Source organism: Streptomyces sp. NPDC048462, from assembly GCF_043200175.1.
GTDB lineage: Bacteria > Actinomycetota > Actinomycetes > Streptomycetales > Streptomycetaceae > Streptomyces.
Genome location: NZ_JBICXG010000010.1, coordinates 35463 through 58408 on the forward strand (window position 1 = coordinate 35463; position 22946 = coordinate 58408).

General features: G+C 69.7%; 13 protein-coding genes. 4 read left to right on the top strand and 9 right to left on the bottom strand.

The window, feature by feature from the left end:
- Positions 1-6: 6 nt before the first annotated feature.
- The 6 genes from ACGFU6_RS18415 to ACGFU6_RS18440 all read right to left on the bottom strand — a co-directional run bounded on the left by ACGFU6_RS18415 (position 7) and on the right by ACGFU6_RS18440 (position 6790).
- Positions 7-663 carry a SurA N-terminal domain-containing protein gene (locus ACGFU6_RS18415; RefSeq protein ID WP_393611969.1) on the bottom strand — a complete coding sequence of 219 codons (657 nt, stop codon included), beginning with the start codon at positions 661-663 and terminating at the stop codon, positions 7-9.
- A 137-nt stretch (positions 664-800) separates the two neighbouring features.
- Positions 801-1202 carry a GtrA family protein gene (locus ACGFU6_RS18420; RefSeq protein ID WP_393611971.1) on the bottom strand — a complete coding sequence of 134 codons (402 nt, stop codon included), beginning with the start codon at positions 1200-1202 and terminating at the stop codon, positions 801-803.
- Positions 1199-2167 carry a glycosyltransferase family 2 protein gene (locus ACGFU6_RS18425; protein WP_393611972.1) on the bottom strand — a complete coding sequence of 323 codons (969 nt, stop codon included), beginning with the start codon at positions 2165-2167 and terminating at the stop codon, positions 1199-1201. The genes ACGFU6_RS18420 and ACGFU6_RS18425 overlap by 4 nt, the downstream gene beginning before the upstream one ends.
- Positions 2168-2259: 92 nt before the next feature.
- Positions 2260-3801, bottom strand: a complete 1542-nt coding sequence (locus ACGFU6_RS18430) for a protein kinase (protein ID WP_393611974.1) — start codon at positions 3799-3801, stop codon at positions 2260-2262.
- On the bottom strand, positions 3798-4445 hold the full coding sequence (locus ACGFU6_RS18435; protein WP_393611976.1) for a hypothetical protein: 648 nt from the start codon (positions 4443-4445) through the stop codon (positions 3798-3800). The genes ACGFU6_RS18430 and ACGFU6_RS18435 overlap by 4 nt, the downstream gene beginning before the upstream one ends.
- Positions 4446-4567: 122 nt before the next feature.
- The gene (locus ACGFU6_RS18440) at positions 4568-6790 is read right to left on the bottom strand and encodes an N-6 DNA methylase (RefSeq protein WP_393611977.1); all 2223 of its coding nucleotides are present in this window, start codon (positions 6788-6790) and stop codon (positions 4568-4570) included.
- A 227-nt stretch (positions 6791-7017) separates the two neighbouring features.
- Here ACGFU6_RS18440 and ACGFU6_RS18445 point away from each other — a divergent pair, with 227 nt between their 5' ends.
- Positions 7018-7875, top strand: coding sequence for a DUF4190 domain-containing protein (locus ACGFU6_RS18445; RefSeq protein ID WP_393611979.1), 858 nt, complete (start codon positions 7018-7020; stop codon positions 7873-7875).
- A gap of 128 nt (positions 7876-8003) precedes the next feature.
- On the opposite strand, the gene ACGFU6_RS18450 is transcribed toward ACGFU6_RS18445, so the two are convergent.
- The gene (locus ACGFU6_RS18450; RefSeq protein ID WP_393611980.1) at positions 8004-11180 is read right to left on the bottom strand and encodes a DNRLRE domain-containing protein; all 3177 of its coding nucleotides are present in this window, start codon (positions 11178-11180) and stop codon (positions 8004-8006) included.
- Between the two features lie 494 nt (positions 11181-11674).
- Here ACGFU6_RS18450 and ACGFU6_RS18455 point away from each other — a divergent pair, with 494 nt between their 5' ends.
- Complete coding sequence (locus ACGFU6_RS18455; RefSeq protein WP_393612274.1) at positions 11675-19402, top strand: ricin-type beta-trefoil lectin domain protein; 7728 nt, start codon at positions 11675-11677, stop codon at positions 19400-19402.
- Positions 19335-19901 carry an SUKH-3 domain-containing protein gene (locus tag ACGFU6_RS18460; RefSeq protein ID WP_393611982.1) on the top strand — a complete coding sequence of 189 codons (567 nt, stop codon included), beginning with the start codon at positions 19335-19337 and terminating at the stop codon, positions 19899-19901. Before ACGFU6_RS18455 ends, ACGFU6_RS18460 begins: the two co-directional genes overlap by 68 nt.
- Before the next feature lie 551 nt (positions 19902-20452).
- Here the strand turns inward: ACGFU6_RS18460 and ACGFU6_RS18465 are convergent.
- On the bottom strand, positions 20453-21208 hold the full coding sequence (locus ACGFU6_RS18465; RefSeq protein ID WP_393611984.1) for an HNH endonuclease family protein: 756 nt from the start codon (positions 21206-21208) through the stop codon (positions 20453-20455).
- Positions 21209-21343: 135 nt separating this feature from the next.
- A complete protein-coding gene (locus ACGFU6_RS18470; protein WP_393611986.1) occupies positions 21344-22210 on the bottom strand; it encodes a hypothetical protein in 867 nt (288 codons plus the stop codon).
- A gap of 101 nt (positions 22211-22311) precedes the next feature.
- Here ACGFU6_RS18470 and ACGFU6_RS18475 point away from each other — a divergent pair, with 101 nt between their 5' ends.
- The gene (locus ACGFU6_RS18475) at positions 22312-22887 is read left to right on the top strand and encodes a TetR/AcrR family transcriptional regulator (protein WP_393611988.1); all 576 of its coding nucleotides are present in this window, start codon (positions 22312-22314) and stop codon (positions 22885-22887) included.
- The last annotated feature ends 59 nt before the right edge of the window (positions 22888-22946 follow it).

Here is a 22946-nt window from a genome sequence, read left to right on the forward strand (position 1 = left end):
CCGCTGTTACGCCCCGGCCTCCGCCGGGGTCTGCTCGGGCTTGGTCACCTGGTTGATCCAGGGGGCCTTGTAGTCGCCGAGCTGGATCTGCTTGTTGTCCCAGCTGCCGTAGCGCGGGTTGACGTCGACCTCGAGGGCCTTGGAGGCCTTCGCCAGGGCGTCGCCGAGAACCTTCGTGCCGGCCGGGCTCGACGGGTCCGCGCCGAGTGCCTGGGAGAGCTTGGTCAGCTGGATCTGCTCGCGCAGGAAGGCGTCGATCTGGCCGGGCGCGAGCCAGCGTTCCTGGAGCACCGCGGCCTGCAGCCCCTTCTCCCCCTTGTACTGGGCGACGGCCGACTGGCGCATCTGCTGGATCTCGGCGCGGCTGACGGTGACCCCGGCGTCCGCCGAGGCCCGGTCCAGGACCCGGTCCAGGATGATCCCGTGCAGTTTGGCGCGGACGAGCTGGCCGGACTGGTCGGTGGCCTGCACCGCCTGCGCGGAGTTGCCCTGCGCGTCGCGCACGTCCGCCACCTGGGCCTGCACGGTGGACATCGCGATCCGGTCACCGCCCACGACGGCTGCCGCGCCGGGGTGGGCCTGGCTGCCGCAGGCGGAGAGGAGCGGCGCTGCGACGAGGGTCACGGCGGAGACGGTGAGCGCGGTGCGACGGCGGCGGTGCAAAGGAGCCTCCCGAGGAGATTGTGCGGCGGTGCACAAAGCCTTGCGGTGATCGATGTTAGGCAGTGGATCCGGTCCCGGCCACTGATTCGACCAACGAGTCGGGAGGAGTTGGGGATGTGGGGTCCCAGGCCGGCCTGTCAGCGCACCGGTACGGGGGGTTTCGGTGGTGTGTCCGGTCGCAGCATGATCGTGCGCGAGACCACGAAGGTGATCGGGATGGCGGCCGCCGCCGCGACCAGCGGAGCGTAGCGGCTGCTGAAGCCGGCCAGGTCGACCAGCAGGTAGACGCCGCCGGTGGTGATGACGAAGTTGGCGGCGTTGGTGAGCGGGAAGAGCAGGAACTTCCGCCAGGTGGGCCGGGTCCGGTAGGTGAACCAGGAGTTGAGGAAGAACGACCCGGCCATGCTGAGCGCGAAGGCGGCCACGTGCGCGGCTATGTAGGGCAGCCGGGTGAGCAGGGCGAGGTAGCAGCCGTAGTACGTGCCGGTGTTCACGACGCCCACGAGAGCGAAGCGGACGAGTTGTCCCTTGACCGTCATCGGCGTACGAACTCCAGGGGTTCCGGTGCCGCTTCCTGGCCGCGGAGCCGGGTGTTGGTGGCCTGTACCAGGTAATGCGGGCGGCGCTTGACCTCGTAGTAGATCCGGCCGACGTACTCCCCGACCACCCCGACCATCACCATCTGGACGCCGGCGAGTGCGGTGACGACGACGAGGAGGGTGACGTATCCGGGGGTGTCGACGCCCTTCACCAGGGCGACGCCGACGATCCAGCCGGAGTAGACGAGAGCGAGGGACAGCAGCAGCAGGCCGAGGTAGAGCGCGGCGCGCAGCGGCTTGTTGTTGAAGGAGAGGAGTCCGTCGAGTCCGTAGTTGAGGAGTTTGCCGAAGGTCCAGGCGGACCGGCCCTCTTCGCGGACGGCGTTCTCGTAGCTGAAGGTGGTGGTGGGGAAGCCGACCCAGGCGAAGAGTCCCTTGGAGAACCGGTTGTACTCGGTGAGTTCGAGTACGGCGTCGGCGGCCCGGCGGGAGAGCAGCCGGAAGTCTCCTACTCCGTCGACGAGTTCGACGTCGACGAGGTGGTTGATCAGCCAGTAGTAGGCGCGTGCGGTGAGTGTCCGGGTGACGCGGTCGCCCTTGCGGGTGCGCCGGGCGATGACCTGGTCGTAGCCGTGCGCGTGCTCCTGAAGCATGCGGCCGACGAGTTCCGGCGGGTGCTGGAGGTCGGCGTCCATGATGACGACGGCGTCGCCCTCGGCGTGCTGGAGGCCGGCCAGCATGGCGGCCTCCTTGCCGAAGTTGCGGCTGAAGGAGACGTAGCGGGCCCGTGGGTCGGCGGCGGCGAGCTGCCGCAGGATCGGCAGGGTCCGGTCCGCGCTCCCGTCGTCGACGTACACGAGTTGGAAGTCATGACCCAGCCGGGTCATCTCATCCGTCACGCGTTCATGGAAGCGTTCGAGTATCTCTTGCTCGTTGAAGCAAGGCACCACCAGCGAGATCAGCACGAATGTACATCAGCCGGTCAATATGTCGGGAGCGGATGCCGGGTGTGGCCGGTGGACGACCATTGGGTGAACTGGCCCGTGGCCGCCGGGATTCAGCCGCCGCGGACCTGCAGCTGGCGTGCCAGCTGGCGGCGCAGCTCGACGGGCAGCGGGTGGTGCGGTCCGTATCTGTGCTCGGTGTCGTACAGGAGTGAGCGCAGCCCGGCGATGGCCGCCGCGTGGTCGCCGAGCGCGAGCAGGAGCTGGCCGATGCGGTGGCGGATCTCGAAGGAGCGGGCCGGGTCGTCGCCGGTGGCGTACCGGTTCTCGTAGTACGGGAGGACGGCGCGGTACTCCGCGAGCGCGGCGCCGGGCTCGCCCAGTTGCTCCAGGCACTGCGCGGTGTCCTGGCGGAACTGGAGGGTCTGCGGGTCGGCGGGTCCGGCCTCGGCCGCGCGGTCGTCGGCGAGGCGGCGCAGCTCGGGCAGGGCGCGGCGGTACTGGCCGTCGTCCATCAGTGTGGCTGCGTACTGCTTGCGCAGGATGCGGACGACGGGCGAGCTCTCGCCGTGCTGTTCGGCGGCGGCGGGCAGGATGCCGCCGAGGAGGTCGACGGCGTGGGTGATCCGGCCTTCGCCGAGCAGCTTCTTGACCTCGTCGACGGCGGCGGCGACATCGGGCCGGGCGGGCAGCGTGGGCACCGGTGCGGGCCGGGCGGCGGGCGGGGTGGTGACGCGGTCGGGCCAGGGTGCGTGCGGGCGCAGGAAGGGGCGGGTCGGGTCGAGCGGTCCGCCGGGCAGTCCGGCGCCGCGGGCGGGGAGCAGGGGGGCGAGGCTCTCGTAGACCTCCTGGGCGCCGGAGGGGCGGTGCTGCGGGTCCTTGGCGAGCAGCCGCAGCACGAGCGCTTCGAGCGCCTCGGGGATGTCGCGCCGGATCTGCCGGACGGGGACGGGTGCCTCGTAGAGGTGGCGGTGCAGTACTCCGAGGGCGGTGGAACCGGCGAACGGGACGTCTCCGCTGAGGAGTTCGTGGAGCAGGACGCCGAGTGCGTACAGGTCGGTGTACGGGCCGACTGCGCCGCCCATGGCCTGCTCGGGGGCCATGTAGGCGGGTGAGCCGATAGGTGTGCCGGTGTGGGTGAGGCGGGTGGTGTCGGTGTCCAGGACGGAGGCGACTCCGAGGTCCAGGACGAGGACGGTGCCTTCGGGGCGCACCATCACGTTGCGGGGCTTCAGGTCGCGGTGGACGATCGGCACCGCGTGGACGGCGCTCAGGACGGCGCAGAGCTGGGCGGCGACGGCGACGGACCACTGCCAGGGGTACGGGGTGTGCTCGGTGAGGTGGTCGGCGAGGTCGGCGCCCTCGACGTACTGCATGACGAGGAAGAGTTCGTCGCCGTCGCTGCCCGCGTCGTGGACGGTGACCAGGCCCGGGTGGTCGACCTGGGCGGTGACGCGGCACTCACGGACGAAGCGGCGCCGCAGTTCGCCGGCCGCGTCGCTGCCCATGGGCCCGGTGACCTTGTCGGGGCGCAGCAGTTTGACCGCGACGCGGCGGTCCAGGCGCTGGTCGTAGGCCGTCCAGACCTGGCCCATGCCGCCCTGGCCGAGGATCGTGGCCAGTTGGTATCGCCCGTCGATGAGGCGGCCGTTCACCGGCCTTCCTCCTTGCGCAGGTAGTCGCTCAGCTCGTCCAGTTCGGCGCGGACCTGTTCGATGCGCTGGGGGTGCGGCTGGGGGTGCGGCTGGGGGTGGGCGTGGGGTGTCTGGTGCGGCTGGGGAGTGGACGGCTGCGGTGCGGGGCGGGGCTGCTGGTACGGCTGCGGCGGGTAGGACTGCGGGGCCGGGGGCTGCTGCCCGATCGGCTGCATCGGTGCCCGCGCCGGTGTCTGCATGGGCACCGTGGGCGCGTACGGGTAGCCGGGCAGTGGTGACATGGCGCCGCTCATGCCGTTCTGCCGCGCGTAGTGGCGGATGTCCGCCACGATGAAGTGCGTGGGGGCGGCCACCATGGCGAGCAGCAGCAGCGGGATGAGGACGTAGTCGACGCCGTGGGCGTCGGAGTCGCTGCCGTCCCTGCCGATGATCGGCAGCAGCACGCAGACGAGCACGAAGCCGGCCCCGGTCATCCACCAGTCGAAGGCCCTGCGGCGCACGATCGCCAGCCGGAGCAGGGGTGCCCACAGGAGAAAGCCGCAGGAGAACACCGAGAGCACGCTGAACAGCACGCGCATCGAGACGATCCAGGCCCTGCTGGGGACTGTGCGCGGCGCCGTCGGCGGTTGGCCCGGGGCGTACATGGCTGCTCCTGGAATACCTGGTCATGGGACATCCGCGCGCACCGGGACGTGCGCGCAGAACCGAGCGTAAGGGTCGACACCGGCAAGGGGCCCCGGGTTGTACGGAACCGTTGTCGTTCCGCTCACTTCGGTGTGACCGTTCCGTCCGTCAGTCCGTCGTACATCCCCTGGACGAGCCGTCCGCCGAGTTGGCCGGCGAGGCGTAGCGCGTCCTCGAATGCGGCCAGGGTGCGGAAGCGTTCGCCGTACCGCTGCTGCTCGGCCAGCGGCAGCCGGGGCAGTTGGAGGCGGCGGGCGTCGAGCCGGGTCGCGGTGGAGGCGTGGCTGCTGGCCTGGCGGTTGTTGGCGGTGCCGCGCAGGAAGCCGGCGAGGAACCAGGGGTCGAGTGCGGCCGGATCGGGGCGCAGCAGCTGGAGGTTGCGGCCGAGTGCGGCGCCCGCCGTGGCGTCGTCGATGACGCGGGCGACGGAGCCGCCGCCGAGTACGGGGACGACGACGTCGCCCGGTTCGACGAGCACGGGCTCCTCGTGCGGCCCGTCGGCGGGCAGGCTCCCCGACGGGGCGGTGGAGCCGAGGACGTCGTACTCGGTGAGCACGGGCGCGGTGCCGGAGCCGGAGCCGCCGGTGCGGAGCTGGAGGGCGCCGGCCCGGGCGAGCTCGCCCACGGTGGTGAGCGGCCAGCGGGCGGGGGCGGAGACCTCGACGGGCGGCGGGGTGAGGCGGCCCGCGAGCCCCAGACTCTTCGTCAGCCGTTCCCGTACGTCGATCAGCTCGGCGGGCCCGTCCGCCGCGGCCGCGGCGGGCAGATGGCGGGCGGGGGCCAGGTCGATGTCGTCGTCGAGGAGTTCGATGACCGGGACGACGCGGCTGGTGCCGAGCCGGGGGCGGACGCTCTCCCCGTTCGCGAGGTTCCCTCCGTGGGCCCCTGTCGCACCGGCTTCCCCGGCCCCGCCAGCCTCACTGGCCCCACCGGTCTCACCAGCTCCATTGGCCTCGCCAGCCCCACCGGTCTCAGCACCTTCACCTGACTCACCGCTTTCACCTGACTCGCCGCTGAACGGTCGCCAGGCGTCGAGCACGGCGGCGTGCAGGGCCGGCCAGTCGAGCCGGTCGCGGCCGCTCTGGGAGGAGGCCGGTTCGGCGGTGTCGGCGGTGTCGACCAGGAGGATTTCGGGCGAGGGGTGCGGCCCGGCGTCCGGCTTGCGCAGGACCCATAGGTGGAGCGGGATGCCGTACGGGGGTGCGGCGCCGGCCGGCAGCGCGATGACGGCCCGCAGGGCGCCGCGCCGCAGCAGATCGGCGCGGATGCGGCGGCCGGAGCGGCGTGACGCGGCGGCGGGCGGCATCAGCAGGACCGCGGTGCCGCCCTCGTGCAGATGGGCCAGCGCATGCTGCACCCAGGCGAGTTCGGACTCCGTGCGGGCGGGGAAGCCGTACTCCCAGCGCGGGTCGTAGGCGAGCTCGTCGTGGCCCCAGTTGCGCTCGTTGAACGGCGGATGGCAGAGCACGGCGTCGGCGGTGAGGCCGGGAAAGGCGTCGGCGCGCAGGGTGTCGCCGGTTCGCACGGCGAGCGTGCACCCGGCGGAATCGGTGTGCAGGGCGAGCCGGAGGCCCGTGAGTGCCGCGAGGTCCGGGTCGCTCTCCTGCGCGTACAGCGCGTCCGGCCGCGAGACGGCGCCCAGCAGGGCCCCGGTGCCCGCCGCCGGGTCGAGGACGGTGCGCGCGGGCCGGCCGCCGGAGACCGCCAGTGCGGCCATCAGCTCCGCGAGGCCGGGCGGGGTGAGCGTGTACTGGCGCGGGTTGGCGTCGAGCTGGCGCCCGAGCAGGAACTCGAACGTCTCCCGGACCCCGGCGGCAGCGGCGAGCTCCGCGGCGCCCCGCAGCAGCGGGACGGACGGCAGGAGCTCGGAGCGGTCCGGGCTGTGAACCGCGCGGCCGGCCCCGGAAGCCGGTCCGAACCGGGCGGCGAGCACCTCGTTCAGGGCGAGGGGGAGCACGCCCGCCATCCGCTCGTCGGACACCCCCGCGATCTCCCGCCAGGCGGAGGGGCGCTCGCGCACGAGGAGCAGTGCGCATCCGACGTGGAACAGGGCGGGGACGGCTCCTGCGGGGTGTCCGGCCAGTTGTTGCCAGACACGCTCGCGGAGCGGGACCTCGGCGAGTTTGCCCTGGTCACGCAGCCACTGTTCAACCTCGGGCAGGGCGAAGGACGGGCTCGTCTCGGTGCCGCCGACGGGCTTGGGGAAGTCGGCGTGCCGGCGGCGCCAGTTACTGACGGCGGCGCGCCCCACCCCTGCCAGCCGGGCGATGCCCGCGGCGGTCACCTCTGTCGCGTTCTCCGGCACTTGCTGTCTCCCTGGTGCTCGTACCGCTGCTGCCCGCCCGTGCTCCCTGCTGTGTCGGCGAGCATACCGACCTGTTCACACCAACCGATTCACAGCGCAAACTCTTTCGAACTGCGTAAACCACGTTGACTCGGTTCACAGGAAATGATGTCATTGACCTGTCGCTGCACAAGGCGGCGCGTGGAACCGCTCACCACTCAACTCCGCACCTGCCGAAGGGCACAGCCATGTCCCAGTACACCCAGCCGCCGCAGGCTCCCCGGTCCCAGCCGCAGCAGCCGTACATCCCCGCCCAGACGCCCGGTCTGCGCCCCGCACGCAACGGGCTCGGCGTCGCGGCGCTGGTCCTCGGTCTCATCGGCGCGGTCTCGGGTCTGATCCCGTTCCTCTTCTGGCTGGCAGGCGTCCTCGGCCTGATCGCGCTGATCCTGGGCCTGGTGGGCCGCGGTCGCGCCAAGAGGGGCGAGGCGACGAACAAGAAAATGGCCACGTTCGGCGCGGCCCTCGGCCTGATCGCGCTGATCCTCTCGGTGGTCGGCGCCGTGATCACTTTCAAGGCGGTCGACGACGCGGTGAGCGACCTGAACAAGGCGGTGTCGGACACAACGGCCTCGGCGAAGCCCAAGGCGGGCGGGGACACCGGCAAGAACGCGGACGACGCGAACACCGGGGCCGAAGGCGAGAAGGACACCGCCGAGGCCCTGGAGGCCGGCGACTCGGCGGTCTACGACGACGACCTCACGGTCACGGTCGGCGACGCGACCTCGTACTCCGCGGGCTCGTTCGCCGCCGGTCACACCAAGGGCAACAAGGCCTACCGCGTGGCCGTCGTCATCGAGAACGCGGGCAAGGACAAGTTCGACTCCGCACTCGTCAGCGTGGAGGCGCGCGCCGGGAAGGACGGGGTCGACGCCGAGCAGATCTTCGACGACAAGGTCGGCGAGGGCTTCAGCGGTACGGTCCTGCCGGGCAAGAAGGTCACGGTCCTCTACGCCTTCGACGCCCCCGCGGACGCGAAGAACCTGACCGTCGAGGTCAACCCCGGCTTCACGTACGACGCCACCCAGTGGGACCTGAAGCTCTGACCCGCGCCGAAGCACCCGCACGACACCGGCAGGGCGTGCTGAACAGCCATAGGGCTCCGGCCGCCCCCGAGGGGGCGGCCGGAGCCCTATGGCTGTTGACCGGTGGGTCGCGGCTGGTGGCCGGTGGGTCAGCCCAGCGCCTTCAGTGTTCTCCAGTCCACCGACAGGACCACCCTGACCGCCGGGTTGGTGTTGGTCCGGGACGGGAAGTAGATCCGCGTCTGGCCGTCGGTGCCGGAGCGGGACCAGATGTCGGGGATGCCGTCGCCGCTGACGTCGGGGATGCCGATCGCGGTCGCGATGTTCGCCTCCGTCCAACTCGTGCCGTACGGCTCGTCCTTCCCGGTGAGGGAGTCGGCCGCCAACTTCAACGACGCCACGTCGACACTGCCGGCGACCGTGCCGGACCTGCCCTGGCGGAGGTACATGTTGCCGTTGTCCAGGTTGCGCCACAGCAGGTCGGGCGTCTTGTCGCCGCTGATGTCGGTGACGTTGACGAGGTCGCGGCGGCCCCACGCGTCGTCGTTCATCAGCGTGGCCGTCCGGAACGTGGCGCCGGTGTAGCCGGACAGGAGCCAGAACTGGGTACCGGAGCGCAGCACCAGATCGGGCAGCTTGTCACCGGTGATGTCGCCGATGGCCCTGATCTGCGTCCAGGTCGACGGCGCCGGAGCGTTCGACGGCAGGCGGACCTCCAGGCGCCGGGTGACGTCGAAGCTGCCGTAGCCGTCGCCCGGGTAGAGCCGGAAGCGGCCGTCCGGATTGACCGCGAACAGGTCGGTGGAGCCGTCGCCCGGGTAGGTGTCCTGGTAGTGGGTGATCAGCGCTGCCTTGCCGGTGGCCGGGTCGTACCAGTGGCCCTGCGGATCGGGCTTCTTGTCCGCGTCGTAGGAGGCGGCCAGGCAGCCGTACAGGTCACCCTCGGGTCCGCCGACGCAGTTGCGGAGCTTGCCGTCGGCATCCACGATCAACAGGTCGGGGATGCCGTCGCCGCCCGTGTCGAAGGGGCCGTCCGCCTTGTCCCGCGGCGGGACGTAGAAGTTGTAGTCGGTGCGCGTGCTCGGGTTGCCGAGCGCGTCGTAGGCGTACACCTGGAGCCAGTTGGGACCGGCGTGGGTCGGGGCGAAGCCGGCGAGTGTGTAGGTGCCGTTGGTGGCGGTCACGTCCTTGGGGTTCACCCCCTCAATGGACCACCGGAACCTGGCGGCCCCTTCGGAGGTGAAGGTGACGGGGCCGGTCTTGCCGAAGTTGACCGTGGCCCAGGTCTGGCCGTCGGGTGTGGCCTCGGGAAAGACGTCGCTCTCCACGGTGGGCGGCGGCGGCCCCGAGCCGTCGACGGTGAGGGTGCAGCGGTTGCCACTGGTCGGGTAGTACGCCGACACCTTGCCGCCGGAGTCCTCCGCACGCACGTCCCAGTAGTAGACGCCCTTGTCCACCAGGGTGGTCGCGGCGACGGTGAGTGTGGCCTTGCCGCTGGAGAGGCTGGTGACCAGAGTGCCCGACGGGGTGGTGGCGCCCTTCTTCCAGAACCGGAACCGCAGGCCCTTGAGGTTGCCGTCGGGGTCGGTGGACTTCGCCGACAGGACCAGGTTCGTCTTGCCGATCGTGGCACCGGCCGTGGCCTGGCTGCAGGTGCCGCCCGGAATGCTGGAGACGCCGGAAGGGGTGGTGGGCGGACGGTTGTAGACCACTTCCATCGCGGCGCTGGTGGCCTTGAACTTGCGCCACGTCTGGCTGTCGGACTCGCTGGTCGCGCGCATGCCGAAGGTGATGTTCGACCAGCCGCTGTCCGCGCCCTTCTGAGCCGCCGACTTGACGTTGAACGCCTCGTAGTCGTCCGGGCAGGAGGACGAGGACCATCCGTGGGCGAACGACTTGCGCTGGATCTCCGTCGCCCAGCTCGGCTGCTTGTTCCATGTCGTGCCGGAGGAGATCCCCCCCGTCAGCCAGAACTGGAACTCACGGGTGGTGCAGGACCAGGAGTGGTTGTTGAGCACCTTGAAGCTCGCCGAGGTGATGGTCGCGCCCTTCAGGCTGGCGCTGTAGTTCATCCGCCAGAAGGAGCGGGCCGTGCCGTTGGTTTCGCTCTCGTGGCCGACGCGGGCGTCCGAGGTGCCGGAGCTGAAGTTGGTGCCGTTCCAGAAGCTGGTGTTCGGGTACGGCTTGTAGGCGACGGTCCACGCCAGCCAGCCGCTGTTGAGCGTCGGGTCGACGAACACCGGGTAGCGCACATCGGGGCCGGTGAACAGTCCGGACCGGGCCGCGTGCAGGTCGAGCCGGGCAGTGCCGGTTCCGTCACCCTTCAACTCGACCGGCATCGGGGCCTGGTGCGCACCCGGCTCGATGCCGCTCAGCCCGGACAGCTTCAGCACGTCCGCCGGAGTGGCGACCGAGGTGCGCGTCGTGGACCGGCCGTCGCCCAGCTCCGGGTCACGGCCGTCGGAGTCCCAGGCGAAGGGCGTCGGAATCGAGCCGACCTCCTTGCCGGAGCGGTCCTGGACGACTACGCGGCCGCTGTCCTCGTCGTGATGGAACACCGCGGTCTTCGAACGCAGTCCGTACGCCACCGTGGCCACCGCCTTGCTCTGCGCGGCCTCGCGGTTCTTGACGATCAGCAACTGGGCGAAGCCCCCGTCCTCGCGGGCGACCAGCAACAGGTCGACACCCGGCAGCACTTCGGGGTACAGCGCGCGCGGACCGTCGAGCACCGGCTCGGGCAACGGTCCGGGCCAGGTGTAGGCCACGGTGTTCCCGTCGATGTCCACCTCGGCCAGCACCGTCTCCGACGACGCCTTCGGGCCCTCGGAGGGCGACAGCCGGGCGAGGGAGCGGTCGGCACGGGCGGCCCCGTGGCCCGGCGTGCCGCCGGAGAAGCGGACGGGCTGAGCGGGGTTGACGGGCTGGACGCCCAGCCCGCGGGCGGCACCCTTCACCCGCCGCAGCCGGTTGTCGACCGGGGCCCAGGCGCCGGCGGCGGTCTTCGCCCGGGCCGGGAGCGCGGTCATGCGGGTGCGCAGCAGGCCGTCCGGCCGGGCCCAGGTCTGGGAGGTGGCAGTGGTGGCCGTGTCCACGAGCACCTGCTTGTGGGTGCGCAGGGCCTCCGACTGGGCGGCGGCCTCATCGCGTGGACCGGTCGCCGCCTTTCGTGCCTGGGCGGCCTTGTTCGACAGGGGCGGTGAGGCTTCGTCAGCGCTCCGCCACGGCAACAGTGCGGTGGTCAGGGCGACGAGGACGAGGCCGAGGGTGAGGGCCAACCTGGTGCGCGTGCGCACGAAGGGGCTGAGGAAACGATGCGGCGCGGACACGGCGGCGGTCTACTCCCTTGTGGGACCAGGTGAACGGGCATGGGCGCGCACACCATCACACGAACTCCACATGAGATCCACATATGGAGAATTTATGAAGTCGTGACGAAGGGATGGTGCGCACGTGACCGGGCCTTGACCGTGCGTCATCTGCGGCTTTTGATCACCCGAAGTGAGGTAGTAGGCGGGGCTTTTCATTGTTTTATCGACTTATCCCTGAAGTTGACGGTATGTCAGCGCATGACGCATGGCGCAGATCACACGGAGCCGTTCGCACCCCTCTCGACTGATCTTGAAATCTGCGGGGTTCATGACAGAGGGTTCGGGCGCCATCTGTTGTTCTTCGCATGCCTTGGGTGGGGTCGACGCGTATGCGTGCTCAAAGTCCGCCGTCGTGGCTGGGGCGTTCACGCCCGGTCGGGACGAAGTCACAACGACGTCGCCACCGGCAGAGCCGAGTGGCCACCGTCCTACTGCTGGCGCTGTCCCTTTCGATGGGCAGCCTCAGCGCCGAGGCGTGGGCGATACCCGGCCCCGGCATGAGCCGCGAGGAGGTCAAGCTCCCCGACCTCCCCGAGAGCACCGCGCTCGACGGGGACGAGGAAGCCGAGAAGAACCTCACCACCGCGGACGAAGTACCCGTCGACCCGTACCAGCCGACCGCCGTCACACCCTGGTCGCCCGACGAGGGTGTCGCCACGCTGACAGCGGACACCGCGCCCGGTACCACGGTTGCCGTCGACGACCTCCCCATCGCCGTCGGCGTGCCCGAGGGCACCGACCCGGCCGCGATCGCCGGCGACTGGAAGGTCGGCCTGGCGGCGCCGAGCACGTCCCAGGACGCGGGCGTCTCCGGAATGATCATGAGGGTCACGCCGCCGGCCGGCGCCGACCCCGCGGCACAGGTCTCCATCGCCGTCGACACCACCGGATTCGCCGACCTCTACGGCCCGCAGGCCGCCGACCGCTTCGGTCTGGTCCTGCTGCCGGACTGCGTACTCGACGCACCCGACACCGGCGACTGCGCCACCGACGACGGCGTGACGACCATGTCCGGCAAGGCCGACAAGCAGCCCGAGCGGCTGCGCAGTTCGGTCGAGGTGGTCCCCGCCGCGAAGGCGCCCACCCGGACCGGGGCCGCCAAGAAGTCGGCCACCCGCAAGATCCTCACCGGCTCCGTCCCGGTCGCCGGCCTGCTGGGCGGTGACGCAGGTCCGACGACGTCGGGCGCGAGCGTCCGCTCCGCGTCCTACCGCGACAGCTACGTCCTGCCGGCCGTGGACGCCTCCGGCCCGCAGGTCATCGGCGCGATGGACACCGGTGCCTCGGCCTCGGGCGACTTCACCGCGACCCCGCTGCTGTCGTCCGGCGCCTGGTCGGCAGGCTCCTCCTCGGGCGCCTTCACGTACTCCTACGACGTACAGGTGCCGGAGAGCGCCGGCGGGCTGGCGCCCAAGATCTCCCTGGGCTACTCCTCGCAGTCGGTCGACGGACGCACGTCCTCCACCAACAACCAGGCCTCCTGGATCGGCGACGGCTGGGACTACAACCCGGGATCGATCACCCGGACGTACGCCAACTGCCGCGAGGACTCAAAGAAGGAGGGCTCCAACAACAAGACGCACCGCACCGCGGACCTGTGCTGGGGCTCCGACAACGCCACCCTGTCGCTCGGCGGCATGACCACCGAGCTGGTCTGGGACAAGGACAAGGGCACGTGGTTCACGGCCAACGGCGACGGCTCCCGGGTGGAGCGGCTGACCGACGCGGACAACGCCAACGGCGCCAAGGACGGCGAGTACTGGGTCGTCACCACCCGTGACGGCACCCGCTACTGGTTCGGCCGGAACAAGCTGCCCGGCTGGACCTCCGGCCAGCCGGTCACCGACTCGGTGCTGACCGTCCCGGTGTACGGCAACCACGCGGGCGAGGACTGCTACAAGGCCGGTGACTGGGCCCACTCCTCGTGCACCCAGGGCTGGCGCTGGAGCCTCGACTACGTCGAGGACATCCACGAGAACGCCATGTCCTTCTGGTGGAAGAAGGCGCAGAACTACTACGCCCGCAACTTCGACTTCAAGGCCCCGGTCGTCTACGACCGCGACGGCTGGCTCGACCACATCGACTACGGCCAGCGCAAGAACACCCTGTTCACGGCCGTCGCTCCGGCCCGCGTCAACTTCACCGTCACCGACCGCTGCCTCGCCGAAGGCAGTCTGACCTGCTCGGACGCCAACTTCGAGGACAAGGACCCAGGCAAGTACCGCATCTGGTACGACACTCCCGCCGACCTGAACTGCCGTAAGGTCAGCTCCAGTTACAAGACGAAATGCTGGAACGCCGGGCCCTCCTTCTGGAGCCGCAAGCGCCTGGTGCAGATCCAGACCTCGGCGCAGCGCCGGACGGACACCACCGCACGGCAGGTGGTCGACCGGTTCACGCTGACACAGAACTTCCCGGTCCTGAAGACCGGGCCGAACACCGCCCTGTGGCTGGAGTCGGTGCAGCGCACCGGATACGCCCGCAACGGCAGCACCGACAAGAACGTCCCCATGAACGCGGTGCGCTTCGAGTCCAACGCCGAGGACATGCCGAACCGGGTGAAGCGCCCGAACGACCCGCGGCCCGGCTTCTCGCGGCTGCGCATCGGGCGCGTCATCAACGAGTACGGCGGCGAGACCGTCGTCACCTACAAGCAGCCCGCCGGTGACTGCGCCACCGGAACCGGCCTGCCCGGCAAGTCCGACAAGGCGGCGCTGAAGTCCAACACCCGTCTGTGCTACCCGTCGTTCTGGCACCCCGACCCCGAGGTCGAGGACATCGACTGGTTCCACAAGTACGTGGTGGGGACCATCGAAGAACTCCCCAACGTCAACGGGGCGTACACGACGCAGACCGAGTACCAGTACAAGAACGCGGGCTGGAAGCTCGCCGAGGGCGAGTTCACCAAGAAGTCCACCCGCACCTACTCGCAGTTCGCCGGGTTCGAGCAGACCTCGGTGATCACGGGTGCCGACGACAAGGCGATCGGCTCCACGCGCTCCAAGTCCGTCACCCGCTTCTTCCGCGGCATGGGTGACGACGTCTCGGTGAAGGACATCGAGGGCGCCGAGATCGCCAAGGACAGCGAACCGTTCGCCGGCCGGATCGCCGAGGAACTCGACTACGAAGAGGCGGACGACGCCGACACGGACTGGGTGTCCCGCTCCCTCACCGTCCCGGCCGCCACCGAACTCGCCCACCGCGACCGCGACGACGGCCTGGACCCGCTGCGCGCCTGGCGGGTGACCGAACCCGACGAGATCGCGTACACCAGGTCCTCCGGCAAGAACAGTGACGACCCCCGCACCGAGCGGACGGTGAAGACGCACACGGTCTACGAGTCGGTCTACGGCCTGCCCGTCCAGGTGGAGTCGCTCGGCGACACGGGCAAGTCCGGCGACGAGTCCTGCACCAAGTCGGAGTACGTCCACAACACCGCGAAGAACCTCATCGGTCTGTCCAAGCAGGTCCTGGTCTCCCCGACCACCTGCGCCGCGGCCGACTTCGCCACCCTGTCGACGCTGAACGGCGGCACCAGGACCGCGTACGACGGCCAGGCCTACGGTGCGGCGCTCGCGTCCACCACGAAGGGCGAGGCGTCCCGGACCTGGTCGGTCAACGGCACCGGAACCGGCTGGCAGTCCGACGGCAGCACCGCGTTCGACGCGGTCGGCCGTGTGGTGAGCGCGACCGACCAGGACGACAAGCCCGCCGGCTCGATCACCTACGAGCCTGACACCGGCCAGGTCTTCAAGGTCACCCAGACCAACGCCGCAGGACACGCCGAGATCCGTGAGGTCGAGCCCGGTCGCGGCACCACCCTGAAGACGACCGACGCGAACAAGCACGTCACCCAGGCCGAGTTCGACCCACTGGGCCGGCTCGAGAAGGCCTGGGCCGCCGACCGGACCCCCTCCGACACGGCCGTGCCGGACTTCAGGGCGGTCTACACGGTGCCGGCATACAAGGCGGGCGAGGACCGCAAGCCCTCCTACGTCACCACCTACACGCGTGGCCACGACGACCGCATCGAGACCTCCGTCACGCTCTACGACGGCCTCGGCCGCGAGCGGCAGACGCAGGAGCAGGCGGACGGCGGCGGACGGCTCGTCACCGACACGCTGTACAACAGCTCCGGTGAGGTGTGGCAGACCAACAACGCCTACCTGACGTACGAGGCCACAGATGGCGAGCTGTTCACCCCGGTCAGCGACACGGCCGTCCCCAACATCACGCGCTACGCCTACGACGGTTCCGGCCGCGTGCTCAAGGAGACGCCGTTCCTCAAGGTCGAGGACCCGCTGACCCACGAGTCGTCGTCCCAGCCGGTCGACGAGCGGGCCACCCGTTACGAGTACGGCCTGGACTGGTCGAAGGTCATCAACCCGCAGGGCGCCTCGTCCTACCAGGTCTACACCGACGCCCTCGGCCGCACGTCCCGCGTGGACACCCTGAACCCGGCCGCGCCCGACGGCATGACGTCGATGCGCTACCGGTACGACGCCCGCGGACAGCTGGTGCAGGCGGTCAACTCCGCCGACACCACCCACCCGTGGACCTGGACGTACGACAGCCGGGGCCGTCAGGAGACCGCCACCGACCCGGACACGGGCACGACGCGGAACACGTACGACAACCACGACCGCGTCCTCACCACGAAGAACGCCCGCGGCATCACCGTCTGGAACGGCTACGACCAACTGTCGCGGCCCACCCAGCAGCGGCTGAACGACGCGAGCGGCACCCTCCTGGCCGACTACGGCTACGACCAGACCCCCGGCGGCAAGGGCCTGCCCTCCACCGCCACCCGCTACACCGACGGCCAGGCCTACACGCAGAAGGTCGACGGTTACACCAAGGACTACCAGCCGACGTCCACCACGCTGAGCCTGCCGGCCACGCTGGCCGACACGTGGGGCCTGGACAAGTCGTACACGTACTCCTACGACTACGCCGCCGACGGCGTACTGGAGAGCTCCACGCTGCCGAAGGTCGGCGCGTTCGACGCGGAGAAGCTCGTCGTCCGCTACAACGAGGACGGCAAGCCGCTGTCGGTCTCCGGCAAGGACTGGTACGGCGCCGAAACGATCTACGACCCCTACGGCCAGGTGCTGCGCTCCACGCTCGGCGCCCAGCCCTACCGGGTGTGGACGCAGTCGACGTTCGACGAGTCGAGTGGCGAGCTGAAAGACCAGCAGGTCTACCGCGAACAGAGCGGCGACCAGTCGGTGGTCCCCGGCAATCTCGTCTCCAAGCGCTCGTACACCTACGACCCGGCCGGAAACGTCACCTCGATCCAGGAGGCGGCGACCGGGATCGATGAACGGCAGTGCTTCGTCTACGACCCGCTGGGCCAGCTGAAGACCGCCTGGACCGCCAAGGACCAGAGCGCCTGCACCGGCCCGAAGGATGGCGCCGGATCGGTCGCCGTGGCCGCCGGCAAGGACGGCTCCGGCTACTGGCAGGAGTACGAGTACGACCTGCTCGGCAACCGCACCAAGCTGACCGAGAAGGACCTCACCGGCGACACCGACAAGGACGCCACGAGCACCTACACCTACGGCAAGGCGGACGGCACCCAGCCGCACACGCTGGCCAAGGTGTCGAAGTCCTACACCACACCGGCCGGTGCCCAGGTCAAGGCCGAGGCGGAGCGGCTGTACGAGCTGACCGGTGAGACCAAGTCCGTCACCTCCCTGGAGAACGGTGACAAGCAGGACCTGACCTGGACGTACGACGGCAAGGTCGACCGCATCAAGGGCGCGGGCACCGGCGGCAAGACCCCGTACGTGGGCCTCGCCGACAAGTGTCTCGACCTCACAAGCAGTCTCGCGGTGGCGGGGACGCCGGTCGAGCTGTACTCCTGCAACTCCTCCCTGGCGCAGGACTGGCGCTTCAGCCCCACCCCGGGGAAGGCACCGACCGACCCCGACCGGGGCACGCTCAACATCTACGACAAGTGGTGCGTCCAGCCCACCGGCACCACTGCCGGGTCCGCGGTCCAGATCCAGAAGTGCGACGGCTCGGCCGGCCAGGAACTGAAGCGGAACGCCTCCGGCCAGCTCATCCATGTCGCCTCGGCACTGTGCCTGTCCGTCAAGAACGCCGACTCGGCCGATACCACCGCCGTCGTACTGGCCTCCTGCGACAGCACGAAGGCCGAACAGCTCTGGGCGCCGCAGAACGACACCCGTCACATCTACGGCCCCGACGGCTCCCGCCTGCTGACGATCAAGGGGAAGCAGGCCACGCTGTACCTGGGCGAGGCCGAGGTCACCGTCCAGCAGGGCGGCGTCCTGGCCACCACCCAGCGCACCTACGCCGCTCCCGGCGGCACGGTCATGCGCTACGCCAACGGCCACAGCGCCGACCGGCTCGTCGCCCAGACCGGTGACCACCAGGGCAGCACCTATGCCGAGGTCGCCCTGGACGGCGGAATGCAGGTACGGATCCGCAAACAGGACCCGTTCGGCAACCAGCGCGGCGCGGACACGGCCGGCGCCGGCCTCCGGGCGCACACCGGCTTCCTGGGCGCCTCCGAGGACAACGCGTCCGGCTTCGTCCCACTGGGCGCCCGCCTGTACGACCCGGTGGTGGGGCGCTTCCTGTCCGCCGACCCGGTGGTGGACCTCAACGACGTACTGCAGTCCAACGGGTACGCCTACGCGCACAACAACCCGGTGACGATGTCCGACCCAACAGGTCTGGCCATCTCGCTCTCGGCGACCGAACGGGCCGCGGCGCTGGCCGGCGCGGGCCTGTCAGCGGCACAGGTCGCGCAGGCGCAGTCGATGATGGGCAAGTCCATGACCTCGGTGATCCTCGCCGTGGCATGGGAGACGCTGAAGGACTTCATCGGCATCAACGACGCCATGGCCTGCTTCGGCGGTGACATGTGGTCCTGCGTCAGCATCGCGGTCGACGCAATCCCCTGGACGAAGCTCGGCAAGATCCCCTCGGTGATCAAGGCGGTCAAGCGCACGATCAAGGCCGTCGAATCGTTCCAGGCGGCGAAGAAGGCAGCCCAGATCGTCCTCAAGGCGGCGAAGGCGGCCGAGGCGGCGGCACTACGGGCGAAGAAACTGGCGATCGAGCGGGCCAAGAAGCTGGCGGCGCAGCGAGCCAAGAAAAAGGCGGCCGAAGCGGCGAAGAGAACCGCCGACAAGGCACTCGCGGCCGCGAAGAAGACCGGTAACCCGGTCCAGAAGAGGGCCCAGGCCAAGGCTGCCCCGAAGGTGTCGGCCCACGGCGGCGGCGGTGGCAGCGGCGGCGGCTCGAAGCCGGGCGGCAAGACCGGCGGATCCACCAAGAGCAGCGGCGGATCCAGCGGCAGCGGCGGCTCGGGCAAGGCATCGGGCGAGTCCGGCGGGACGTGCAACAGCTTCGTGCCGGGGACCAAGGTCCTGATGGCCGACGGCTCGACGAAGCCGATCGAGAAGGTCAAGGCCGGCGACAAGGTCGTCACGACCGACCCGGCAACCGGCGAGACCCGGACCGAGACGGTCACGGCCGAGATCAAGGGCCAGGGCCTTAAGCACCTGGTCAAGGTCACGATCGACACCGACGGCAAGAAGGGCACCAGAACGGCCCAGGTCACCGCGACCGACGGCCACCCCTTCTGGGTCCCCGAACTGAACGCCTGGATCAAGGCCACGGACCTCAAGCCCGGCGAATGGCTCCGCACCAGCGCGGGGACGCACGTCCAGATCACGGCGATCGGCCGCTGGACGGTCAAAAGCAGCACCGTCAATAACCTGACCGTCCGCGACGTCCACACGTACTATGTCCTCGCGGGCTCGACACCGGTATTGGTCCACAACTGCCCCCCTTCGCAAGATCTGCAAAATACGGCCGACATAGCGGAAGCATATGAGGCAGAATATGCTGCCGAATACACTTCACCTTCGGGTGCGACCTATCGTGCGCATAACAAGGAGCAGGTTTCTGCACCTCCCGGTATGGAAGATGTTTTCGACGAGCTCGATCACCATGGCGGATGCGCCGAGACTAAGTGTCTGATCAAGGCTTATAATGCCGAGGGTCCGGATGCGATACGTGGAGGCCACATGGATGTCATTCACGTGGGTGACGACCCCGACGGTAACTGGGAGCATGGCGACGTTGCCAAGCCTTGTGGGCGGTGCGCTCGGCTCAAGAAGGGGCTTTTCATTGGGCCGTGAATCAGCGGGGCCTGACCATGGGCTGAGCCTTCCAGTCCGTGAAGCTCTCCTGGCCGCCGGATGGCGGCCAGGAAGGAGCGTAGATGTCTCAGACACCATCGCACGGCTCACTCTCTCCGGGTATGCGATACATGAGAATTTCATATCCTTCATCAGGGAATTCTGGGGTTTGGAGATCCGGCCGGCCTTGGCTGCTGGTCCGAATTTCATGAATGATGAACCCTATTGGGTCAGCCCGAATAAAGGAGTCCGATACCTGGACGAGGCACTTCTGCTAGAGGAAGTGTTCGGGGAGAATCACAACCCGGTGGGCTGGTGGTTGAGCAGCAGCCACGTATTCATGGGTTCCAGCGGTAGCGTGCGGGCTTACCTGGACGGCCTTGTTTGGGAGCTGGGCGAAACGCCGTTTGAGGCGTTGGAATTCGCGGTGCGGCCAACTCGACCACTGGTGTGTGCTTGGGCCTCTCCAGGCCGAAGGCCGTGGCCAAAGCGTTCTTGAGCCTTTATCACTTCCTTTGGCTCCGTGCGGAGTGCGGGCCATTGACGGCAAGGCGGTTGCACGCCGGACCCCAGTAACCAAGCCCCGCCGGAATTGTTCCGGCGGGGCTTCTGCGCGTCTTGACGGCAATGGTTGAGGGCAACGTCAGCGGGCGGGGGCTGCACAAAGTGGTGGGTTCATCGCTGTCGTCGGGTGGAGGGCTGAACGGGGTTGCGGCGGCGGTTGTCGAGGAGGTCGATGGCGTCGCGCTGGAGGCGGAGTCGGACGTGGGCCTACACGGTGGCAGTCACGCCAATGTGGGTGCGGCCCAGCAACTCCTTGATGGCGACGAGTTCGACGCCTTGGTCCGAGAACGGCCACTACCGAGTGCCGGAGGTAATGGAAACGGACGTGGCGGAGCAGGGTGTTGCATTGCCGGGCAAGGGTGGCACCCTCGCTGGGGCTGCCGTCGGGCCGAGTGAAGACGTAGCCGCTCGCCTCCAGCGAATGCCGCCGCTCGCGGTCTTGTGCGGAGGTGGGCACTCGGCGAGGCGGGGCGATGCGCCGCCCCGTCAGCCGCCGCACAGCTCCAGCATGACCTTCTTGTCGGCGGTGGTGACCGGGAGTTCGTACTTCAGCGAGACCTGCGCGAACCGCAGCGCGTACGAGCACCGGACCGGCTTGTACGGCGGCAGCCAGGACGCCGGGCCCGAGTCGCGCTTGGCGTTGTTGGCCGGGCCGTCCACCGGGATGAGGTTGAGCGGGTCGTTGGCGATCTGCTGCCGCTTGGACTCGTTCCAGTGGGCGGCGCCCATCTGCCAGTCGTACGACAGCGGCATGACGTGGTCGATCTGGACCTTGGTGGCCTGCTGCTTGCGCCACTCGATGGTCTTGCCGGTGTACGGGTCCTTGAGGGTCATCGAGGCGACCACGCACTTCGAACCAGACCTGAACTCGACCTTCTTGCCGTCCCGGGCCAGCAGGTCGTTGCGGGTGTCGCAGCCGTTGTGGGACAGCGGTACGTGGTCGACGGAGTCCTTCCAGGCGTACCCGAACTTGTCGCGCTCGTAGCCGGTCTTCGGGCCGCGCCCCTTGGTGGCGACCTTCTCGATGACCTTGCGGGCCGCCGCCCGGTCCTTGTCGGAGGTGAGGGGCGCCAGGCCGGCCTTCGTGCCGTCGGCGTTGTCGAGCGGCCTGGCGCCGAAGCCGGTGACCGGGCCGCCGCCGCCGTTCGAGCCGGCGCCCGGCGACTCGGCACCGGACGTGATCTTCTCGGGGTCGCAGCCCGCCAGGGCCAGCACGGCGGCCACTCCGAGGGCGGGCACCATCACTCGGTATGCGCGGGGAGATATCACTCGAAGCCGTCCTGACGGGGAGAAAGCCGAACCAACTCGGTTATTCTACGGACGTATTCCCCGCCAGGACGTGTTCATGACCGCCCTGCGCCCCGGATGCGTTCCGGATCACACCTTCCCGATGCCCAGCGTCGTCTCGGACGGCAGCATCCCGGACCCGATCGCCGCCACCCACAACGGTCCGAGCAACTCCACGAGCCGCTCCCGCTCCTGGCTCCCGAGCTCCCGCCAGGGGGCGGCGGCCGCCTCGTCCGTACGCCGTTCGACCTCGCCGCGCAGCGCCCGGCCCGCCTCCGTCGCCGTACCGTCAGGCGTCAACAGCCCGCGCTTCAGCAGCCTCTGACGGGCCGCTCCCCACTCCTGGTCGCTCCACCCCCGGCTCGCGAACACCTCGGGTGCCGCCGCGCCGATGGCCGCGAAGGAGACCAGCGATTCGACCGGGTCGAGCTCCGCGTGCGCGAGCGCCGCGAGGTGCCCGTCGCCGCGGTACTCGCGCAGGACGGTCGCCGCCCGCCAGAGCGCGAGGTGCGGTTCGTCCGGCCGGGGCAGGGCGGCGTTGGCCGCGGCGAGCGGGCGGCCCGTCGTGTCGGCCGCCTCCGTGACGCGGTGCAGGAGCGCGACGGCCTCGGCGGTGTCCGGAGCGTCGCAGGCCTCCCCCAGCAGGGTCCGGTACGTGCGGTCGACGGCCCTGGTGCGGGCCGCGAGCACGGCGGCGGACGGGGCGACGGACCAGACGGCGGGCACGTACTCGTCCACCATGGCCGGGCTGAAGCTGTAGAAGGTCCCGGCGACCCGGGCCGCGTCCGCGTCCCCGAGCGGCGCGGCCCGCCAGGCGAAGTAGCTCGGCCAGCGCTCATCCGTCCGGTAGCCGAGCGCGGCGGCCTCCTCGAAGGCCTCCGGCGCGTAGTAGAGAACAGCGTGCAGGGGCTCCAGGAGGTGCCACATCTGCCGTGCGCGACCCAGCTCGTCGGACATGTCTCCGCCTTCCGTGACACGAATCTTGCCAGTGACTAGATTCCCACAGTGCGCCTCGCCCTCTAACTTGTCAATGCCTAGATTCCGCGTAATCTGCTGTCATGACGAGCACCGGCACCTACCACCACGGCGATCTGCGGCAGGCCGTCCTCACCGCCGCGCTCGACGTCATCCGCACCGAGGGCCCCGGCGCGCTGAGCCTGCGCGACCTGGCCCGCCGGGCCGGCGTCTCCCACGCCGCCCCCGCCCACCACTTCAAGGACCGCACAGGCCTGCTCACCGCCATCGCCACCGAGGGCTACGAGCTCTTCGCCGACGCCCTGGCCGACGCCCCGGACCTGCGCGAGCGCGGCGTGCGGTACGTGCGGTTCGCAACCGGGCACCCGGCCCACTTCCAGGTCATGTTCCAGCCGGAGCTCTGCCGCGGGGACGACCCGGACCTGGTGGCCGCGAAGCTCCGGGCCTCGGTCGAACTGCGAACGGGCGTCAGCACACTCCCCGCCGCCCGCCGCGGTGAGGACCCCCGGCTCACGGGCACCGCCGCCTGGTCCCTGGCCCACGGCTTCGCCACCCTGCTGCTGAGCGGCAACCTGAGCGGCGCGGTGGGCGACCGGGACCCGGAGGAGGTGTTCCGGTCGCTGGCCGCGTCGATGTTCGAGGCGGACGGGGCCGACTGACCACCGCCCCGACCAACTACCCGCCATCCAGGGGGAATAGCTGGAGCCGGTCGACGCTT